Genomic DNA, 18664 nt, shown 5'->3' on the forward strand with positions numbered 1-18664 from the left:
CGCCTCCTCGGCGGCGGCGCGGGCGTGCTGCCGCGCGCCGGCGAGCGGCTGCGCCAGCCCGTCCTCGCCCGCACGCTCGCGCGCCTCGCCGAGGAGGGGCTCGCCGCCCCCGTCGAGGACCGCGCGACCCGCGAGGGGCTCGCCGCGCGCATCCGCGCCGGCGGCGGTTGCGTCACGGCGGCCGACCTCGCCGAAGACCACACCCGCACCGGCGAGATCCTGCGGCTGCGGCTCGGCGCGCGCGAGGTCGTGACGATCGGTCGACAGGGCTGGGGGCACAGTCTCGTCGAGATGCTCGCGATCCTGGAGGCCGGCGGCTGGACGCCCGCCGATCCGCGCTTTTGCGAGGCGCTCGCGCTCGTCGTCCTGTGCGCCTATGCGGACCGACCGGAGGTCGTCGGCACGCTCTCGCCGAAGCCGTTCGGTCTCGCCTACGAGCGCCTGATCGACCCCGCTTTCGCCGCCGAGCGGGCGGGCGCGATCGAGGCGCTCCTCGCGCGCAGCGTCGACAATGCGGGTCTCGCCGCCGCCTTCGGCCCGCCGCCGCCCGTCGTCGAGCGCGACACGACGCATCTGTCGGTCGTGGACGGGGAGGGGGGCATGGTGGCGCTCACCGCCTCGATCGGCCCGCATTTCGGCGCGGGCGTCGCCGATCCCGAGCTCGGCTGCCTCTTCGCCCATTCCTACCGCATGGCGGCGCGGCCGGCGGCGGGCGCGCGCGACGTCACCGAGATGACGCCGACCCTCGTCCTGCGGGACGGCGTGCCCGAGCTCGCGATCGGCGCGGCGGGCAGCGAGCGCATCCCGTCCGCGATCTTCCAGGTGCTCACCGCGATCCGCCTCGGCGGGCTCGGCCTCGCCGACGCCGTCGCCGCGCCTCGGCTCGGCTGGAGCGGCGGGGTCGTGCGCCTGCACAGCGATTTCGACGAGGCGGCGACCCGGCGTTTCGTCGAGCGCGGCTACGAGCTCTCCCGCGTCGGCCGCGACCCGAGCCGCCATCTCGGCATCGTCCAGGCGGTGGCCCGCGAGCCGGACGGCACGACGCACGGCGCGGCCGATCCGTCCTATGACGGGGCGGTGTGCGGGGGGTGAGGCGGCTGAGCTTGCAAGTCCCTGTCATCCCGGGCCGCGAAGCGGACCCGGGACCCATACGCTCCGCCGCACGGACGAGCGCGCATGTCGCGCTCGTTGCGCTACGCGACCGCGGCTCCCGTCGACGAAACGCAGCCTACAGGCTGCGATCGACACGTCGTGGATATGGGTCCCGGATCGCCTTCGGCGTCCTGGATGACACACCTGAATAGAACAGGACCCTCACCCCGCCGACGCCCCGCCCCGCAACCGCAACCGCGTCTCCCCCGCGCGCGCCGCATCGTATTCCCGCGCGAGGCGGGCGACGAGGTCGGCGGCGGGGAGGACGGAATCGACCGCGCCGATGCCCTGGCCCGCACCCCAGATGTCGCGCCAGGCCTTGGCGTCGGCCCCGCCGGTGCCGAAATCCATGCTCAGCGCCTCCTTGCCGCGCAAGCTCTCGGGGTCGATGCCCGCCTTGCGGATCGAGGGGGAGAGGTAATTGCCGGCGACGCCGGTGAAATAGGGCGTGTAGAGGATGTCGTCCGCGCCGCTCTCGACGATCATGCGCTTGTACTCGTCCTGCGCGCGCGCTTCGCTCGTCGCGATGAAGGGCGAGCCGACATAGGCGAAATCGGCACCCATCAATTCGGCCGCACGCACCGCGCGGCCGGTCGCGATGGCGCCCGAGAGCGCGAGCGGCCCGTCGAAGAAGGCGCGGATCTCCTGGACGAGCGCGAAGGGCGAGAGCGTGCCCGCATGCCCGCCGGCCCCCGCGGCGACCGCGATCAGCCCGTCCGCGCCCTTCTCGATCGCCTTGCGCGCGAAGGTGAGGTTGATCACGTCGTGCAGCGTGATCCCGCCCCAGGAATGCACCGCGTCGTTGAGCTCCGGGCGCGCGCCGAGCGAGGTGATCACGATCGGCACGCGGTGCTTCGCGCACGTCTCGAGATCGGCCTCGAGCCGATCGTTCGAGCGGTGGACGATCTGGTTGACCGCGTAGGGCGCCGCCGGGCGCTCCGGATGATCGCGGTCGTGGGCGGCGAGCGCCTCCTTTATTTCGCTCAGCCATTCGTCGAGCTGGCTCGCAGGCCGAGCGTTGAGCGCAGGAAACGAGCCCACGATCCCCGCCTTGCACTGCGCGATCACGAGCGCCGGCACCGAGACGATGAACATCGGCGCCGCGATCACGGGCAGGCGCAGGCGGTCCTGGAGGATGGGAGGGATCGTCATCGGCGGAGCACCTCTCGGCGGGCGGGGGAACAGGCTCCCGCCGAGATGCGCCTTCCGGCCGAGCGGCGCAAGGGCCGCGTGCGCAAGGACGGCGCGCGCGATCGCTCGCGCCTCAACCCGCCGCCGGCTCCACCGCGCGCTTGTAGAGCCGCCACGTCGCGTGGCCGAGGGCGGGCAGCACGATCAGGAGGCCGAGGAAGAACGGCACGGTGGCCACGACGAGGCTCGCCACGATGAAGGCCGCCCAGCCGAGCATCGGCACCGGCGCGGCGATCACCGCCTTCACGCTCGTGATCATCGCCGTGATGAAGTCGACGTCGCGATCGAGGAGGAGCGGGAAGGAGACCACGGTCAGCGAGAACAGGGCCGCCGACAGGACCGCGCCGACGATGTTGCCGACGAAGAGGAACATCAGCCCCTCCGGCGTCGTGAACACCACGGTGAGGAACTCGCCGAGCGAGGCGAAGGACTGGAAGCCGAGGAAGATCGCCAGCAGCAGGCGCACCTGGTAGAGCCAGATGATCATGATGAAGAGCGTCACGAAGGCCATCCAGCCGAGCTCGCGGCGCGATTGGCTGAAGACGACGCCGAGGATCGGCCGCCAGCCGAGCGGCTCGCCCGCGTCGCGCCGCCGGCTCACCTCGTAGAGCCCCACCGCCACGAAGGGGCCGATGAGCGCGAAGCCCGCCGCCAGCGGATAGGCGAGATAGCCCATGCCCGAATAGGCGGTCAGGAGCACGAGCAGGATGCCGCCCGCCGCGTAGACCGCGCCGAAGAACAGCCCGTAGGCGGGCGCGGCGCGAAAGTCGCTCAAGCCCTCGGAGAGGGCGGCGCGGACGTCGTCGTGGGTGATGGCGCGCACCACCGGCTCCGGTCGGCGCGCGACGGCCGCTGCGAGCGGCGTCTCGATGGAGTTCGGCTCGATCGCCGGCTGTTCGGACATGGACGTTCCCCTCCTTTCGAACGATTGAGAAGACCATCGTCCGAAAACGAGAAGAAAAGCTATCCGTCTCGATACGAAGGCCGGCTTCCGCCGGGCCGCCGCGAGGTCCGGTTCAGCCGCGTCGACGGCTGTCGATCCGCACCGGCGCCGGCTGCGGGCGGACCATCAGCCAGGCGAGGCGATCGAGGGCGATGGCGCGGCGCGCCACTTCGCGGGCGCGGGCGACGAACCCGTCGTCGCGCAGCATGCGCGCCTGGCGCGCCATGGCGCGGGCGAGGTCGCGCAGCTCTCTGGCCTTGTTGCGTGCGTGCATCACGTCCTCCGTGGTCTCGGATTTCGCTTGCGAGTGTGGACCGGCTCGGGCTCACGGCAAAGTCACGAGCGCGCGATCCGCACTGGGGCCGAGCGCCGCAGGCCCCGAAGGCGGTCCGACGGGACGGCTCGTGCGTAAGAAGCGATCGGCGCCTCCCGGCCTCGACGACGACGGGGCCGCGAACGCGCCGCGACGACGGAGGAGGGCCGCCATGGACGACCGCCACGAGACGGCGCAGGACGCCGCGCGCAGCGTCGCGATCGTCGGCGCCGGACTGTCCGGCATCGTCGCCGCCCGCGATCTCGCAGCCGTTGGGTTTCGCGTGCGCGTCTTCGAGAAGAGCCGCGGCGTCGGCGGGCGGATGGCGACGCGGCGCGGCGATGCGGGCGCCTTCGACCACGGCGCTCAATATATGCGCGCGACGGGCGCGGATTTCGCCCGCGAGGTCGCCGCGCTCGAGGCGCAGGGCGTGCTCGCGCGCTGGCAGATCGAGGGCGGCGTTTATGTCGGGATGCCCGGCATGAGCGCGCCGGTGAAGCGGCTCGCGGAAGGGCTCGCGCGAGAGAACGCGATCGAGACCGGGTTCGCCGTCGCCGCCGTCGAGGGGGAGCCGGGGCGCCGCTTCGTGCGATCCGCCGAGGGCGCGCTCGCGGGCCGTTCGCCGTGGTCCTCGTCACGGCGCCCGCGCCGCAGACGCACGCGCTGCTGGCGCCCCTCGACACGGCGCTCGGGGAGGCGGTCGCGCAGGCCGCCTACGAGCCGACGATCGCGCTGATGCTGCGCTTCGCCCCCGGCAGCGCCGCCGCGCCCTTCGATGGGGCGGCGCGGTTCGACCATCCGGCGGTCGCCTGGATCGCCGACGACGGGGCCAAGCCAGGCCGCGAGGGCGCGGGCGCGCGTTTCGTCGTGCACGCGACGAGCGCCTATTCGCGCACCCATCTCGAGCGCGACCCCGCCGAGATCGCCGCGAGCCTCGCCGCGGAGGCGGGGCGGCTGTTGCGGGCGCGCGCGGAGCCGCTCGCCGCGATCGGCCATCGCTGGCGCTACGCACGCGTGTCGCGCGCGGTCGGCGAGCCGTGCCTGTGGGATGCCGCGGCGGGGATCGGCGCCTGCGGCGACTGGTGCCTCGGCCCGCGCATCGAGGCGGCCTACGACAGCGGGCGCGCGCTCGCCGCTTCCCTCGTGCGCGATTTCGGCGCGCGCGCTCGCGCAGGCGAGGGCGGGCGATGAGCGGGGCGACGCCGGAGGGAGCCCGCGAGGCGGCCTGCGACCTCACCGTCTATTACGACGGCGGCTGCCCGCTCTGCCGCGCCGAGATCGACCATTACCGCCGCGCGCGCGGTGCCGAGCGCGTCGCCTTCGTCGACGTCTCCGCGCCCGATGCGGAGCCGGGGCCGGACCTGACCCGCGCGGAGGCGCTCGCGCGCTTCCACGTGCGCGAAGCCGACGGGCGGCTCGTCTCGGGCGCGGCCGGCTTCGCCGCGCTCTGGCGCCGGCTGCCGGGCTGGGCGTTCGCGGGGCGGATCGCGGCGCTGCCGGGCGTATCCTTCGTCCTGGAGCGCGCCTATCGCGCGTTCCTTCCGCTGCGTCCGCATCTCGTGCGTCTGGTCACGCGCGCCGGGCGCCAAGCGTAAGGACGGGGAGACCGCCTGAATTCGCCGGCCGTGGGCCCGCGGGCGAGCCGCGCGCGCGTCGCGCAGGATGGACGATCTCTCACATTCTACTGTTGTGCACTGCGCGAATATGCGCCGGAACGAACGGTCGCAGCCCCGCGGCGCGCGAACTCGTGCGCAAATCAACCATCCATTCAGGCTTGTCCCGTATCGCTGGTCTCGAACGAAACGCTCGCGGACCGGAACGCCCCCCATGACTTCAGCCAGCCCGCTCTCGACGCACGCTCCCGCCGGACGCGCGCGCTCCTTCGGCCTGCGTGCGCGGATCGCCGCCGGCTTCGGCGCGCTCCTGGTGCTCGCGGTCGGCGTCGCCCTGTTCACCGCCTGGAACGTCGCGGGCGTCTCGCGCGATTTCGAGAGCTTCTCCGGCGTCGCGGAGGAAAGCCGGGCCGCGCAGGCGCTCGAACTCGGGGTGGGGCGCCTGATGGTGCTCGTGCGCGACGAGCTCGCGGAATCGAGCCCCGCGCGCGTCGCCGCGATCGCCGAGCAGCGCGCCGAGCTCGCCGGCCGCATCGCAGCCGCCCGCACGGCGGCGGCGGATGGGGCCCGCGCGGAGGCGCTCGAGCGGATCGCCGGCCATTGGGGCGAGCTCGAGCGCGGCCTCGACGCCCTGTTCGCCACCCGCGCGCGGCTCGACACGCTCGTCGCCGACACGCTCGACCCGGCCGTCGAGAGCGCCATCAACACGATGAACCTCGTCGTCTACTCGGCCTCGATGGACCAGGACAACGACACCGCGAACGGCCTCGCCCACGCCATGAAGGACATGCTCACCGCGCAGGTGAGCCTGACCCGCTACCTCTCCGGCTATGCGCCGGACGCGCGCATGGCGCAGAACAACATCGACCTCGCGCTCAACCGCACCCGCCAGCTCGCCGGCAACATCGTCCACGCGATGCGCCGCAACCAGCTCGGCGAGGTCGCCGGCCACATGGAGACCTTCCAGGCGGGCATCTTCGAAGCCGTGATGCTGCGCGCCGAGCTCGTGAGCCTGCGCGAGCGCGTCCTCGGCGAGACCGAGCGCGCGGTCGCGGCGACCACGGCCGAGATCGTCGCGAGCGCCACCGCCGACGCGACCGCCATCGAGGCCGGCACCCGCGCCTCCGCGACGGCGACCGCGACCTTGTCGATCGGCGCGAGCGCGCTCCTCGCCGCGCTCGGCATCGCGATGGCGGTGCTGATCGGCCGCGCGATCGCGGGCCCGGTCGTCGCGATGACCGCGGCGATGCGCTCGCTCGCCGACGGCGACATTTCGATCACGGTGCCCGGTCGCGAGCGCTCGGACGAGATCGGCGCCATGGCGGCCGCGGTCGAGGTGTTCCGCAAGAACGCCATCGAGCGCGAGCGCCTCGCCGGCGAGACCGAGGCGGAGGCCGCCGCGCGCGCCGCCCGCCAGCGCGCCGTCGAGGACCTGATCGGCCGCTTCCGCACGGACGTGCGCGGCATCCTGCAGACCGTCTCCGCCAACATGACCCAGATGCAGGCGAGCGCGAACACGCTCACCGAGATCGCCGGCCGCACCGCGACGCTCGCCCGCTCGAGCGCCACCCAGACGCAGGAGAGCTGCGCCACGGCGAACTCGGCCGCGCAAGCCGCGGCGAGCCTGCAGGCGGCGGTCGACGAGATCGCCCGCGCGGTCGGCTACACGACGGACGTCGTCTCGCGCGCGACCCGCGCCGCCGACGAGACCAACGGGCGCATCTCGGGCCTCGCCGAGGCCGCGCGCCGGATCGGCGACGTCGTCGATCTGATCCGCTCGATCGCCGAGCAGACGAACCTGCTCGCGCTCAACGCAACCATCGAGGCGGCCCGGGCGGGCGAGGCCGGCAAGGGCTTCGCCGTCGTCGCCGGCGAGGTGAAGAGCCTCGCCGACCAGACCGCGCGCGCCACCGCCGAGATCGGCCAGCAGATCGCCGCGATCCAGGGCGAGACCGGCCAGGCGGTCGCGAATATCGAGCAGATCGCGGCGATCATGAAGGAGGTCAACACCCACACCGCCTCCATCGCCGCCGCGGTCGAGGAGCAGGGCGCGACGACGAGCGAGATCGCCCGCAACGTCGAGACGGCCGCGCGCGCGAGCGAGGACGTCGCCCGGACCATCGGCTCCGTCGAGGAGGCGACCACCCGCACCACCGGATCGGCGGAGGAGGTGCTCGGCGCCGCGCGCACGAGCGGCGAGGAGACGCGCCGGCTCTCCGACACGATCGACGGCTTTCTCGCGCGCGTCGCGGCGGCGTGAGGGAACGGAACCGCGGCTCGACGGGTTTCCAGGTCAAGTCAACCGATCTGGAGGCACCCATGCCCATCATTCTCTGGCTTCTCGGCGTCCCGCTCTCGCTCGTCATCCTGTTGTGGCTGATCGGGGTGGTCTGAGAGCCCTTCGCACCGAACGCGCCCGGCCCGACGCACCGTCCGGCCGGGCGTTTTCGTCTCGGATGCGATTCTGGTCTGCGAGTTCGTCAATCTTTCGCCTGATACCTCGACGCCGTCATTCCGGGGCGCGAAGCGAGCCCGGAACCCAGACTCCCGACGTCGGATCAGCAGCCTGTAGGCTGCGTCCTTCGACGCATTGGTCGTCTGCGGACGCATTGGTCCCTACGATTGCTGAACGAGCGCGCATGCGCGCTCGAAGCCACGTCGTGGTTCTGGGTTCCGGGCTCGCTTCGCGCCCCGGAATGACGGGCGGGAAAAGATGTTCGACCTCTCGGACCCGGAGGCCTCGACAATTCGGCCCCTCGCATTCAGTCGCCATTCAGGCGCGAGCGACGATCCTCACGCCTCGAACAAGGAGTGATCGGATGAAGTCCCGTCTCGCTGGTCTCTTGATCGCCGCCGCCGCGGCCGGCGTGCTCGCCCTGCCCGGCGACGCCGAGGCGCGGGCGCGGGCGGTCGTCGTGACCGACCTCAACATGCGCGCCGGTCCCGGCACCGCCTATCCCGTCCTCGCCGTCCTGCCCGCCGGGCTGCCCGTCGTGGTCTATGGCTGCGTGGGCGATCTCAGCTGGTGCGACGTGGATGTCGGCTGGGAGCGCGGTTGGGTCTCGGCGCGGTTCCTCGCCGAGCACGACCGCCGCCGGCCGATCTACCGGGTCGCGCCGATCATCACCTTCGAGTTCGGCACCTATTGGGACCGCTGGTATTCCGAGCGCGACTTCTACCGCGAGCGATTCGGCCCGCCGCCCGGCCATTGGCGCGAGGATCGCGGGCGCGGACGCGGCGAGGGGAGGGGCCGTGCGCGCGGTCGCGAGGACCGTCGCGAGGAGGCGCGCCGCTTCGACGATTTCGCCGAGGAGCGCTTCGCCCCCGAGCCGCCCCCGCCGCCCCGGCGCCAGCGCGAGGCGAGCGAGCCGGCGCCCTCCCCGACGCCGACCCGCCCCCGCGGCGGCGCGCTCTCGGGAGGCGACTTCTTCGAGTGACGTCCTGTGCACGATCGGGACCGCGCCCCGACGCCCCGCCCCTCCGGGCGGGGCTTTTTCGTGGGCGTTTTTCTTGAGCGTTTAGGCGTGCCGTCCCGCGGCGGGCTTTGTCCACCGCTTCCGCGCGCCCCGTTAAGGCCCGCTTTACTCCTGGAGACGAGTATGACCCGAAACGAGACACGCCCCCGCATACGAGATCCCGATATGACAACCACGGTTCTCATCGTCGACGACGATCCGGTCCAGCGCCGCCTGCTCGAGGCCATGGTGCGGCGCTTCGGCCACGAGGCGCGGGTCGTCGAGAGCGGTCAGGAGGCGCTCGCGCTGATGCGCGGGCCCGATGGCGAGGAGGTCGACGTCCTCGTCCTCGATCTCGTCATGCCCGAGCTCGATGGTCTGGGCCTCCTCGAAGCGCTGCGCGGTTCGGGCATCGACACGCCGGTGATCGTGCAGACCGCGCACGGCTCGATCGAGACCGTCGTGCAGGCGATGCGCGCGGGCGCGGTCGACTTCGTGGTGAAGCCCGTCGGCGCCGAGCGCCTGCAGGTCTCGATCGCGAACGCGGTGCGGGTCGATCAGCTCGAGGACGAGATCCGGCGCATGAAGCGCCGCGCCTCCGGCACGATGACCTTCAAGGATCTCGCGAGCCGCTCCGCCGACATGGCGCGCGTGGTGCGCCTCGCCGAGCGGGCGGCGAAATCGTCGATTCCCGTGCTCATCGAGGGCGAATCGGGGGTCGGCAAGGAGGTGCTCGCCCGCGCGATCCAGGGTTCGGGCGATCGCCGCGGCAAGCCCTTCGTCACGGTCAATTGCGGCGCGATCCCCGAGAACCTCGTCGAATCGACGCTGTTCGGCCATGAGAAGGGGGCCTTCACCGGGGCGACCGAGCGGCATGTGGGCAAGTTCGTCGAGGCGAACGGCGGCACGCTCTTCCTCGACGAGATCGGCGAATTGCCGCTCGACGCGCAGGTCAAGCTCTTGCGCGCGATCCAGGAGGGCGAGGTCGATCCCGTCGGCGGCAAGAAGAGCGTGCGCGTTGACATCCGGCTGATCTCGGCGACGAACAAGAGCCTCCTCGATCTCGTCAAGCAGGGCCGCTTCCGCGAGGACCTGTATTACCGCCTCAACGTCTTCCCGATGACGCTGCCGCCCTTGCGCGCGCGCCGAGAGGACATCCCCGATCTCGTGCGCTCCTTCGTGGCGCGCATCGCGGCCGAGGAGGGCAAGCGCGTGCGCGGGCTCTCGCGCGAGGCGATGGACCTCCTCGTGCGCTACGATTGGCCCGGCAACGTGCGCCAGCTCGAGAACGCGATCTTCCGCGCCGTCGTCCTGTGCGACGACGACGAACTCGGCCTCGACGAGTTTCCCCAGATCGCCGCGCAGATGGACGGCTTCGACGTGCGCATCCCGCCCGCGCCCGTTTTCGCCGAGACCGGCACCGCGCAGGCGCCTCTGCGGGAGGTCGTGCGCGTCGAGGTGAGGGACCCGAACGCGGTGGGCCTCCTCGACGAGGACGGGCAGCTGCGCACGCTCGAGAGCCTCGAGGCCGAGGTGATCCGCTTCGCGCTCAAGCATTATCGCGGCCACATGTCGGAGGTCTCCCGCCGCCTCGGCATCGGCCGCTCGACGCTCTATCGCAAGCTCAAGGAATTCGGCCTCGAGGAGGAGGCGGCGTGACCGGGTGCGCGGCGGCGCGCGCGGCCATTGCAGCGCACGGGTCACACTCAGAAAAAATTCACATCGGATGCGCGCGTCACCCTTGATCGAGGGCGACGCGGGAAGGCAAGTCTGGTCCATGTCGAGATCCTCGCCTCCGAATCGGGCTCTGCGGATCGTCCGCTCCGGCCCCGCCGCCGTCGGCCTCGTCCTACTGGCCGTCCTCCCGGGCGCCGCGTCGGTGCGCGGCGAGACGGGGCCGGGGGAGGGCGCCGCGATCCTCGCCGCCATCGACGAGGCGGGAAGCGCGCTCGCCGCGCCGCGTCGCTCCGAGGCGCCGGGCCTCGCGCCATCGCGCCGCGAGGACCCCGCGCCGGTGCCCGCACCGTCGCCCGCGCCAGCCCTCCCGGCGCCGCCGCTTCTCGGCGCGATCGAGGGGCTGGTGCCGACGACGCTCGCAGGCCGCCTCGCGGGGGCACCGCCGCTCGCGCTTCGCCGCGGTGCCGAGGACGTCGCCGAGATCGCGGCCTTCTACGCCGCGCGCGGGCACGGGCCGGTCTTCGTCGACGCGGCGGGCCCGCGTCCGGGCCCGAGCGCGCTCGCGCGGACGCTGATGCCGGTGCTCGAGGCCGCCGCGCAGGAGGGCCTCGACCCGGCCGCCTACGCCGTCCCCGACATCGCGCGGATCGCGCCCGGCGACGTCGGCGCGGTCGCGGATGCGGAACTCGCCTTCGCCGCGGCGATCGTCCGCTACGCGCAGGACGCGCGCGGCGGACGCATCCCGAAGCCCGAGCGGCTGCACCCGATGATCACCCCGGCGCTCGACCTGCCGGGCGCTTCGGACGTGCTGGCCGGCCTCGTCGCCGCGGACGACCCCGCCCGCGCGCTCGCCGACCATCACCCGCCGCACGAGGGCTACCGCGCGCTGCGCGCCGCGCTGGCCGAGCTGCGCGCCCGCGGCCCGGCCGAGCCGCTCGTCGCGGTGCCGCCCGGCCCGACCCTGCGCGTCGGCATGAGCGATCCGCGCGTGCCCTTGCTGCGCGCCCGCTTCGGCCTCGGCGACGATCCGCCCGAGCGCGAGCGGCTCTACGACACCCGCCTCGCCGCCCTGGTCGAGGATTTCCAGCGCGCGCACGGCCTCGCCGCCGACGGCGTCGTCGGCGCGCAGACGATCGCGGCGCTCGCCTCGGTCGATCCCCTCCGCCGCGAGGCCGAGCTCGTCTCGAACATGGAGCGCTGGCGCTGGCTGCCGCGCGAACTCGGCGCGCGCATGGTCTTCGTCAACGTGCCGGCCTTCGAGATGGAGGTGCATGCCGACGGCGTGCGCGTCGAGACCGCCCGCGTCATCGTCGGCAAGCCCGACGCGCAAACGCCGATTTTCTCCGATCGCATGCGCTATCTCGTGGTCAACCCGTCCTGGACGGTCCCGCCCTCGATCCTGCGTCGCGACTGGCTGCCGCTGCTTCGCGCGAATCCGGACGCGGCGGCCGAGCGCGGCTTCGAGGTGATCCGGCGCGGCAACACGATCTCCGTGCGCCAGCCGCCGGGGCCGACGAACGCGCTCGGCCTGATCAAGTTCATGTTCCCGAACGGCCACCACGTCTATTTGCACGACACGCCGAACCGGTCCTTGTTCAACACCCTGCGCCGCGCCCACAGCGCCGGCTGCGTGCGCGTCGAGAACCCGTTCCGGCTCGCCGAATTCCTGCTCTCGCCGCAGGGCTGGACCGAGGAGCGGCTGCGGGGTCTCGTCGGGCGCGGCGAGCGGGCGATCCACCTCGAGGATCCGGTGCCGGTGCACCTCGCCTATTTCACCCTCTCGCCGGACGGGGCAGGGGGGCTGCGCGTCCACGAGGACGTCTACGGGTTCGACGCGCTCGTGCGGGACGCGCTGGGGCTCGGATCGTGAGGGGGCGGCGCGCGCCCTGCGTCCGGCTGCCGCACATGCCCCATCTTGGCCGCATTCGCGGCCTAGCCGAGAGAGGCGGCGGCAAACCCGAGCAAGGTTCACGAGGCCTTAACGCTTATCGTCGAAATACTCCTACACGATCTCTCCCCGCCGCCCGCGGCCATTGCGCGCCGCCCCTGACGTAGAGACACGAGATCTTGACCGATCAGCGCTCCTGCCAGAACCCGGCCGTCCTCGTCGCGCGAGCGATCGGACGCCGCCTCGCGATCGGCGCCTTCGCGCTCGGTCTCGTCGTCGCCGGCACGCAGGGGACGCAGGACGCGGTGGCGAACGGGGATACCCGCACGCTCTCGATCCGGCAGATGCATACGGGCGAGCGCCTCACGGTCACCTTCCGCCGCAACGGCCGCTACGACGACGCGGCGCTGCGGCAGCTCAACTGGATCTTCCGCGATTGGCGTCGGGATGCGCAGACGCGCATGGATCCGCGCCTGTTCGACGCGCTCTGGGAGGTGCACCGCTCCTCGGGCTCGCGGGAGGCGCTGCACGTCGTCTCGGCCTATCGCTCGCCCGAGACGAACGCCATGCTGCGCCGCCGCTCGCGTGCGGTCGCCGAATCGAGCCAGCACACGCAAGGCCGCGCGGTCGATTTCTATCTGCCCGACGTGCCGGCGCAGCGTCTGCGCGACATCGGCATGCGCATGCAGCGCGGCGGCGTCGGTTTCTACCCGCGCGCGAACACGCCCTTCGTCCATATCGACGTCGGCTCGGTGCGGCACTGGCCGCGCATGACCCGGCCCCAGCTCTCGCGCCTGTTCCCGGACGGGCGGACCGTGCACATCCCCGACGACGGCAAGCCGATGTCCGGCTTCGACGAGGCGCGCCGCCAGGTGCTCGCCGCGGGCGGCATCGTGCTCGGCGAGAGCGGCGCCCAGATCGCCTCGACCACGCCGCGCCAGCGCAGCCTCTGGTCGATCCTGTTCGGAACCGACCAGGACGCCTCCGACGACGAGGCCTATGCCGAGCTGCCGACGCCCTCGAACATCGATCCGGTCGACCAGCGCTACGCGCTGATCCACCAGCGGCCGGCGCAACCGGCGCAGCAGGCGCCGGCCCCCGCCCGCCAGCCCGCCGCGTCGGCCCCGGCCCCGGCCCCGGCCCCGGTTCCGGCTCCCGCCCCGCCGCCTGCGCCGGTCGTGGCGACGCCCGCACCTCCCCCCGCGCCGCAGGCTCCGGTCGCCGCTCCCGCGCCGACCCCGCCCGTCGCGATCGCCGAGGCCGTCCCGACGCCGTTGCCGCCGGTCGTGCCGTCGCGTCCCGCCGCCTCGCCGCAGGAGCGCGCGCAGGTCGCCGCGCTCGCGAGCGCCGCCGCGTCCCAGCCCCTCCCTGCCGAGCGTGCCGCGCCGGGCCAGACCTTCGCCGCCCTGCCGCCGCCGGCGCAGCGCCCGAGCGCCGAGCCGCAATCCGACGGCCCGCGTCTCGTCTGGGTGACCGGGCCCGGCGGACGTCCCGGCGCCATCGCCCCCGATGCCGCGGCGCCGAATGCCGCCGTCGAGGGCGCCCGCGACACGAGCGCCGTGGACTTCGCTGCCGCGCCGCTGCCGCCGCCGCGTTTCGACCGGCCCGCCGTCGCGATCGCCGCCGCGCCGCAGCCCGAAACGCCGGCCGCGACGCTCGCGTCCGTCCCGGTCCCGCTGCCGCCGAACCCGGCCGAGCGTCCGCTCGCGGTCGCCGCCGCGCCGTCCGCCGCGGAAGCCGCGACGGGGATCGCCGGCCTCACCGCCTTCGCCCCGACGTTCCGCGCGAATGCGAGCGCACCGGACGTGTTCGCGAGCGCCCTGCGCGGCGCGTCCGCCACGCCGGAGCCCGCGCCCGCCCGCCCGCTGCCCGTCGCGACGGCCTCGACCCTCCCGCCGCGCAGCGTCGGCGCGCCCGATCGCTCGGGTCTCGCCGCCCTGTTCGCGGCGGAGGTCTCCGCTCCCGCGACCCCGCCCGCCGCCGCGCGGGTGCGAACCGCGGCCGCCAACGCGGTGGCTCCCGAGCGCGTGCCGCGCGGCTACGTCGCCGCGCCGTCGACGGGGCTCGCGCTCGGCTTCTCCCGCGAGCGCCCCGTCGCCGACACGCATCGTCTGGTGGCGGGCCCCGCCGTCCGCGCTCTGCCGCGCATCCAGTGAGCGGGCGAGCCGGCCCGCGGCGGCCTCCATTGCCGCGGGTGTCCTGACGGAAGAACAATCCGTTAAGCGGCCTCGTGTAATCCGAGAGTGCTCGATCTCGGGGGCACTCCGTACATGACCATTCGTTTTCTCGGGACACTCGTGTCCCTCTGCGTCGGTGCGCTGCTTGCATTCGCGCTCGTGACGATCCTCCAGACGAACCTTGCGGCAATCCGCGATGCGAGACAGATCGAGGAGAGCGCTGCCCTCAAGGTCGAGATCGGGCGCGCGAGCGCCGCGCTCTCGATGGAGCGCACCTACAGCTCGGTCGCCTTGACGCTGCGCGAGCCCATCGGCGAGGTCCTCAGGGCGCGGCTCGATGCCGAGCGGCCGCAGGTCGATGCCGCGCTCGATCGTCTGGAGGCCGTGGCGGGCGCCGCGCGCGCGGTTCCGAGCATCGCCGCCCTGACGGAGGGCGTCGCCTCGGTGCGCGCCGCGCTCGCGGAGCTGCGCGCCACCGTCGACGAGGAGGCCGGCAAGACCGCCTTCCGCCGCTCGGCCGAGCGCGCCCGTCTCGTCACGCCGGAGCTGATCGCGCTCACCCGGCGGCTGTTCGATCTCGGCGTCCTCGCCGATCCCGCCGGCGCCTCGATCCCCTCCGCCGTCGCGCACGGGCTCGGCGTGCAGCGGCTCGGCTGGGAGGCGCGCGAATTCGCGAGCCAGGACGCCGCCGTCCTCCTCGCCGCCGCGCAGGCGCGCTGGCCGCTCGACGCGGTCACGGTCCACGACGCGGATCTGCGCTTCGCGCAAGCCGCCTCGACCGGCGGCGCCATCGCCAACGCGCTCGCGCACGCGGATGCGGGGGCGGCGATGCACGCCGCCGGGGCGGCGGTCGCCGGGTCCTTGTTCGGCGAATATCGCGACTTGCGCATGCGCATGCTGGCGGAGGCGCCGAGCGGCGCCTTCCCGCTCGATTTCGCGGCCTTCCAGGCGGAGGCGACGCGCCTCCTCGCGCCCGCGCTCGCGCTCTCGGAGGCGGGAGCCGCCGCGGCCTTGGCGGAGGCGCGGCTTCTCGCGGAGGGTGCGCGGCGCGACGCGCTTCTCGCCGGCATCGGCCTCGCGATCGGTCTTGCCGCCGGCGGCCTCCTCCTCTGGTTCGTGGTGGCGCGCGTCAGCGGCCGCCTGCGTACGATGAGCGGTCTCCTCCAGCGCCTCGCCGCCGGCGATCTCGCGGTCGACGCGCATTCGCTGCGCGGCAGCGACGAGATCGGCCGGCTCGCCGACGCGCTCGAGGTGTTCAAGACGAACGCCCAGGAGATGGAGCGCCTGCGCGGCCTCCAGGAGCGCGAGCGGGAACAGGCCGAGAGCCTGCGCCGCTCGACGCTCGCCGAGATCGCCGGGCGCCTCGAGGAGGTCGTCGACCGGGCGGCGAGCGCCCTCGTCACCGCCGCCCGCGACGCGGAGGGCGCGTCCGGCACCCTCGCGAGCGCCGTCGACCGCACCGCCGCGCGCTCGGCCTCCGCCGCCCAGGGCACCGAGGACAGCCGCACCACCATGGCTCAGATCGCAGAGGGCACCGAGGCGCTCGCCGCCTCCCTCGCCGACGTGACCCGTCGCATGCGCCGCGCGGCCGAGATCGGCAGCACCGCCTCGCGCACCGCCGAGCGGACCGGCGCGACCGTCGCCGAGCTCTCCGCGGCGGCGGCGCGGATCGAGGGCGTGCTGCGCCTCATCGCCGAGATCGCCGAGCAGACGAACCTCCTCGCGCTCAACGCCACCATCGAAGCGGCCCGGGCGGGGGAAGCGGGACGCGGCTTCGCCGTCGTCGCCCAGGAGGTGAAGAGCCTCGCCAACCAGACCGCGCGCGCGACCGGCGAGATCGCCGAGCAGATCGCCGCCATGCAGGAGACGACCGCCCGCGCGGTGAGCGCGGTCGACGAGATCGGCGGCGTCGTGCGCGAGATCGACGCCATCTCGGCGGAGATCTCGGCTGCCGTCGATCGGCAGGCGGTGGCGACGGCGCAGATCGCGGAGCGGGTCGGATCGGCCGCGGAGCGCACCCGCGCGGTCGCCGTCGACGTCGGCGACGTCTCGCGGGCGACGCTCGAGGCGGGCGATGCGGCGCGCGAGGCCTCGCGGGCGGCGTCCTCGATGCGCGCCCAGGCCGACACGCTCGCGGGCGAGGTCGGCCGCTTCCTCCAGCGCCTGCGCGTGGCTTGAGGCGGTGTGGGAACGCGGCGCGCGCGGGGTTGCCTTCCGCGCGCGTCGGGGCTAAACGTGTGACGGTGTCCGCATGCCGGACATGCTCGACCATGAGGAGAGAGCCGTGGCTTTGGCCGGCTCCAAGTTCTGCGCCACCGAGATCCGCGCGACGCCCGTCGCCGGCGGCGCGCTCCTTGTCGGCCTCCTTCTCCTTATCGGCCCCTGAGGGCCGTCCGGGCGCGCGCCTGGGCCCTTAGGGGAGACGCGAAGCGGCGCCGCACCCGCGCGCGCCCTCATCCCGATAGCGAGCGAGAGAGACACGACCATGGCCAATTCCGATTCGAACCGCGTCCTGATCTTCGACACCACCCTGCGCGACGGCGAGCAATGCCCCGGCGCGACCATGACGCTCGAGGAGAAGCTCGAGGTCGCCGAGCTCCTCGACGCGATGGGCGTCGACATCATCGAGGCGGGCTTTCCCATCGCCTCCGTCGGCGATTTCGAGGCGGTCTCCGAGATCGCGCGCCGCGTGAAGCGCGCCGTCGTGGCCGGCCTGTCGCGCGCCAATCCCAAGGACATCGAGCGCGCCGGCGAGGCGGTGCGCCATGCGGTGCGCCCGCGCATCCACACCTTCATCTCCACCTCGCCCGTCCACATGAAGTACAAGCTCCAGAAGGAGCCCGACGCGGTGCTCGAGATGGTGATCGATCAGGTCACCCGCGCCCGCAACCTCGTCGACGACGTCGAATGGTCCTGCGAGGACGGCACCCGCACCGAGCACGACTTCCTCTGCCGCTGCGTCGAGGCGGCGATCAAGGCCGGCGCGACGACGATCAACATTCCCGACACGGTGGGCTACACGACGCCCGCCGAATACCGCGCTCTGTTCGAGATGGTGCGCACGCGCGTGCCGAACGCGGACAAGGCGATCTTCTCCGTCCATTGCCACGACGATCTCGGCATGGCGGTCGCCAACTCGCTCGCCGGCGTGCAGGGCGGCGCGCGGCAGATCGAATGCACGATCAACGGCATCGGCGAGCGCGCCGGCAACGCGGCGCTCGAGGAGATCGTCATGGCGATCAAGACCCGCGCCGACGTCTTCCCCTACGAGACCGGCATCGACACGACGATGCTCACCCGCGCCTCGAAGGTGGTGGCGACCGCGACCTCGTTCCCGGTCCAGTACAACAAGGCGATCGTCGGCCGCAACGCCTTCGCGCACGAGAGCGGCATCCACCAGGACGGCATGCTCAAGCACACCCAGACCTACGAGATCATGACGCCGGAATCGGTCGGCGTCTCCACGAGCTCGCTCGTGATGGGCAAGCATTCGGGCCGCAACGCCTTTCGCTCGAAGCTCGCCGAACTGGGCTACAAGCTCTCCGACAACGAGCTCAACGACGCCTTCGAGCGCTTCAAGGCGCTCGCCGACCGCAAGAAGCACGTCTACGACGAGGACATCGAGGCGATCGTCGACGAGAAGATCGCGACCGCCCACGACCGCATGCGCCTCGTCTCGCTGACCGTGATCGCCGGCACGCGCGGGCCCCAGCGCGCGACGATGCGGCTCGCGATCGACGGCCGCGTCGTCACCGAGGAGGCCGACGGCAACGGGCCGGTCGACGCCGTCTTCAACGCGATCAAGGCGCTCGCGCCCCACGAGGCGACGCTGGAGCTCTATCAGGTCCACGCCGTGACCGAGGGCACCGACGCGCAGGCCGAGGTTTCGGTGCGTCTCTCCGCCGACGGCCGCTCGGTCACCGGCCGCGGCGCTGACCCGGATACGCTGGTGGCCTCCGCCAAGGCCTATCTCGTCGCTTTGAACAAGCTCGTCGCAAGAGGGGCGGGCATGCACGCCCAACACGCCGCGGCGGAGTGAAGAGTGGGAGCATCCCTCCCCGTAGGGGAGGGTGGCCCCTGGAGCGTCAGCGACAGGGGTCGGGTGGGGCCCGACGCGTGAAGAACGTTCTCCACCCGGGCCCCACCCGGCCTTTCTCGCTCCGCTCGAAAGTCCACCCTCCCCTACGGGGAGGGATGGGGCGGCGAGCATCCCTCCCCGTAGGGGGGGGTGGCCCCGGGAGCGGCCGCGGCCGGG

The 18664-nt window shown here is 73.2% G+C and carries 15 protein-coding genes; 12 read left to right on the plus strand and 3 right to left on the minus strand.

Annotation, left to right across the window (positions count from 1 at the left end; genetic code table 11):
• The coding region (locus ACK4UM_RS19280; protein WP_409802464.1) for a gamma-glutamyltransferase at nucleotides 1–1092 on the plus strand (1092 nt) is incomplete at its 5' end.
• A gap of 222 nt (nucleotides 1093–1314) precedes the next feature.
• Here the strand turns inward: ACK4UM_RS19280 and ACK4UM_RS19285 are convergent.
• The 3 genes from ACK4UM_RS19285 to ACK4UM_RS19295 form a co-directional block, all read right to left on the minus strand.
• Nucleotides 1315–2304 (minus strand): NAD(P)H-dependent flavin oxidoreductase, encoded by a 990-nt coding sequence (locus tag ACK4UM_RS19285; RefSeq protein ID WP_409802465.1) that lies wholly within the window; start codon nucleotides 2302–2304, stop codon nucleotides 1315–1317.
• Between the two features lie 112 nt (nucleotides 2305–2416).
• The gene (locus tag ACK4UM_RS19290) at nucleotides 2417–3247 is read right to left on the minus strand and encodes a DUF2189 domain-containing protein (RefSeq protein WP_409802466.1); all 831 of its coding nucleotides are present in this window, start codon (nucleotides 3245–3247) and stop codon (nucleotides 2417–2419) included.
• A 112-nt stretch (nucleotides 3248–3359) separates the two neighbouring features.
• On the minus strand, nucleotides 3360–3560 hold the full coding sequence (locus ACK4UM_RS19295) for a hypothetical protein (protein WP_409802467.1): 201 nt from the start codon (nucleotides 3558–3560) through the stop codon (nucleotides 3360–3362).
• Between the two features lie 211 nt (nucleotides 3561–3771).
• On the opposite strand from ACK4UM_RS19295, the gene ACK4UM_RS19300 reads away from it, so the two are divergent.
• From ACK4UM_RS19300 to ACK4UM_RS19350, 11 genes are all read left to right on the plus strand, one after another.
• The gene (locus tag ACK4UM_RS19300) at nucleotides 3772–4335 is read left to right on the plus strand and encodes an NAD(P)-binding protein (RefSeq protein WP_409802468.1); all 564 of its coding nucleotides are present in this window, start codon (nucleotides 3772–3774) and stop codon (nucleotides 4333–4335) included.
• On the plus strand, nucleotides 4224–4790 hold the full coding sequence (locus tag ACK4UM_RS19305) for a hypothetical protein (RefSeq protein WP_409802469.1): 567 nt from the start codon (nucleotides 4224–4226) through the stop codon (nucleotides 4788–4790). Before ACK4UM_RS19300 ends, ACK4UM_RS19305 begins: the two co-directional genes overlap by 112 nt.
• Nucleotides 4787–5194, plus strand: coding sequence for a thiol-disulfide oxidoreductase DCC family protein (locus ACK4UM_RS19310; protein WP_409802470.1), 408 nt, complete (start codon nucleotides 4787–4789; stop codon nucleotides 5192–5194). Before ACK4UM_RS19305 ends, ACK4UM_RS19310 begins: the two co-directional genes overlap by 4 nt.
• A gap of 232 nt (nucleotides 5195–5426) precedes the next feature.
• Nucleotides 5427–7472 (plus strand): methyl-accepting chemotaxis protein, encoded by a 2046-nt coding sequence (locus tag ACK4UM_RS19315; RefSeq protein WP_409802471.1) that lies wholly within the window; start codon nucleotides 5427–5429, stop codon nucleotides 7470–7472.
• Nucleotides 7469–7606 (plus strand): hypothetical protein, encoded by a 138-nt coding sequence (locus ACK4UM_RS19320; RefSeq protein ID WP_409802472.1) that lies wholly within the window; start codon nucleotides 7469–7471, stop codon nucleotides 7604–7606. The genes ACK4UM_RS19315 and ACK4UM_RS19320 overlap by 4 nt, the downstream gene beginning before the upstream one ends.
• Nucleotides 7607–8031: 425 nt before the next feature.
• On the plus strand, nucleotides 8032–8649 hold the full coding sequence (locus ACK4UM_RS19325; RefSeq protein ID WP_409802473.1) for an SH3 domain-containing protein: 618 nt from the start codon (nucleotides 8032–8034) through the stop codon (nucleotides 8647–8649).
• A gap of 204 nt (nucleotides 8650–8853) precedes the next feature.
• Nucleotides 8854–10326: a sigma-54-dependent transcriptional regulator gene (locus ACK4UM_RS19330; RefSeq protein WP_409802474.1), complete on the plus strand. Its 1473-nt coding sequence runs from the start codon at nucleotides 8854–8856 to the stop codon at nucleotides 10324–10326.
• 118 nt (nucleotides 10327–10444) lie between these two features.
• Nucleotides 10445–12214 carry a murein L,D-transpeptidase gene (locus tag ACK4UM_RS19335; RefSeq protein WP_409802475.1) on the plus strand — a complete coding sequence of 590 codons (1770 nt, stop codon included), beginning with the start codon at nucleotides 10445–10447 and terminating at the stop codon, nucleotides 12212–12214.
• Nucleotides 12215–12411: 197 nt separating this feature from the next.
• Entirely contained in the window at nucleotides 12412–14388 is a 1977-nt protein-coding gene (locus tag ACK4UM_RS19340) for a DUF882 domain-containing protein (RefSeq protein WP_409802476.1), read from the plus strand.
• Nucleotides 14389–14502: 114 nt separating this feature from the next.
• Nucleotides 14503–16587 carry a methyl-accepting chemotaxis protein gene (locus ACK4UM_RS19345; protein WP_409802477.1) on the plus strand — a complete coding sequence of 695 codons (2085 nt, stop codon included), beginning with the start codon at nucleotides 14503–14505 and terminating at the stop codon, nucleotides 16585–16587.
• Nucleotides 16588–16894: 307 nt separating this feature from the next.
• Nucleotides 16895–18448, plus strand: coding sequence for a 2-isopropylmalate synthase (locus tag ACK4UM_RS19350; RefSeq protein WP_409802478.1), 1554 nt, complete (start codon nucleotides 16895–16897; stop codon nucleotides 18446–18448).
• Nucleotides 18449–18664 lie beyond the last annotated feature (216 nt).

The organism is Salinarimonas sp. (genome assembly GCF_046292825.1).
Classification (GTDB): domain Bacteria; phylum Pseudomonadota; class Alphaproteobacteria; order Rhizobiales; family Beijerinckiaceae; genus Salinarimonas.

What these genes read in the sequence shown, in the direction of transcription:
- ACK4UM_RS19290 (WP_409802466.1), bottom strand. Translation starts at nt 3,247, where the DNA reads ATGTCCGAACAGCCGGCGATCGAGCCGAACTCCATCGAGACGCCGCTC.
- ACK4UM_RS19350 (WP_409802478.1), top strand. Translation starts at nt 16,895, where the DNA reads ATGGCCAATTCCGATTCGAACCGCGTCCTGATCTTCGACACCACCCTG.
- ACK4UM_RS19315 (WP_409802471.1), top strand. Translation starts at nt 5,427, where the DNA reads ATGACTTCAGCCAGCCCGCTCTCGACGCACGCTCCCGCCGGACGCGCG.
- ACK4UM_RS19325 (WP_409802473.1), top strand. Translation starts at nt 8,032, where the DNA reads ATGAAGTCCCGTCTCGCTGGTCTCTTGATCGCCGCCGCCGCGGCCGGC.
- ACK4UM_RS19345 (WP_409802477.1), top strand. Translation starts at nt 14,503, where the DNA reads ATGACCATTCGTTTTCTCGGGACACTCGTGTCCCTCTGCGTCGGTGCG.
- ACK4UM_RS19300 (WP_409802468.1), top strand. Translation starts at nt 3,772, where the DNA reads ATGGACGACCGCCACGAGACGGCGCAGGACGCCGCGCGCAGCGTCGCG.
- ACK4UM_RS19295 (WP_409802467.1), bottom strand. Translation starts at nt 3,560, where the DNA reads ATGCACGCACGCAACAAGGCCAGAGAGCTGCGCGACCTCGCCCGCGCC.
- ACK4UM_RS19285 (WP_409802465.1), bottom strand. Translation starts at nt 2,304, where the DNA reads ATGACGATCCCTCCCATCCTCCAGGACCGCCTGCGCCTGCCCGTGATC.
- ACK4UM_RS19330 (WP_409802474.1), top strand. Translation starts at nt 8,854, where the DNA reads ATGACAACCACGGTTCTCATCGTCGACGACGATCCGGTCCAGCGCCGC.
- ACK4UM_RS19335 (WP_409802475.1), top strand. Translation starts at nt 10,445, where the DNA reads ATGTCGAGATCCTCGCCTCCGAATCGGGCTCTGCGGATCGTCCGCTCC.
- ACK4UM_RS19310 (WP_409802470.1), top strand. Translation starts at nt 4,787, where the DNA reads ATGAGCGGGGCGACGCCGGAGGGAGCCCGCGAGGCGGCCTGCGACCTC.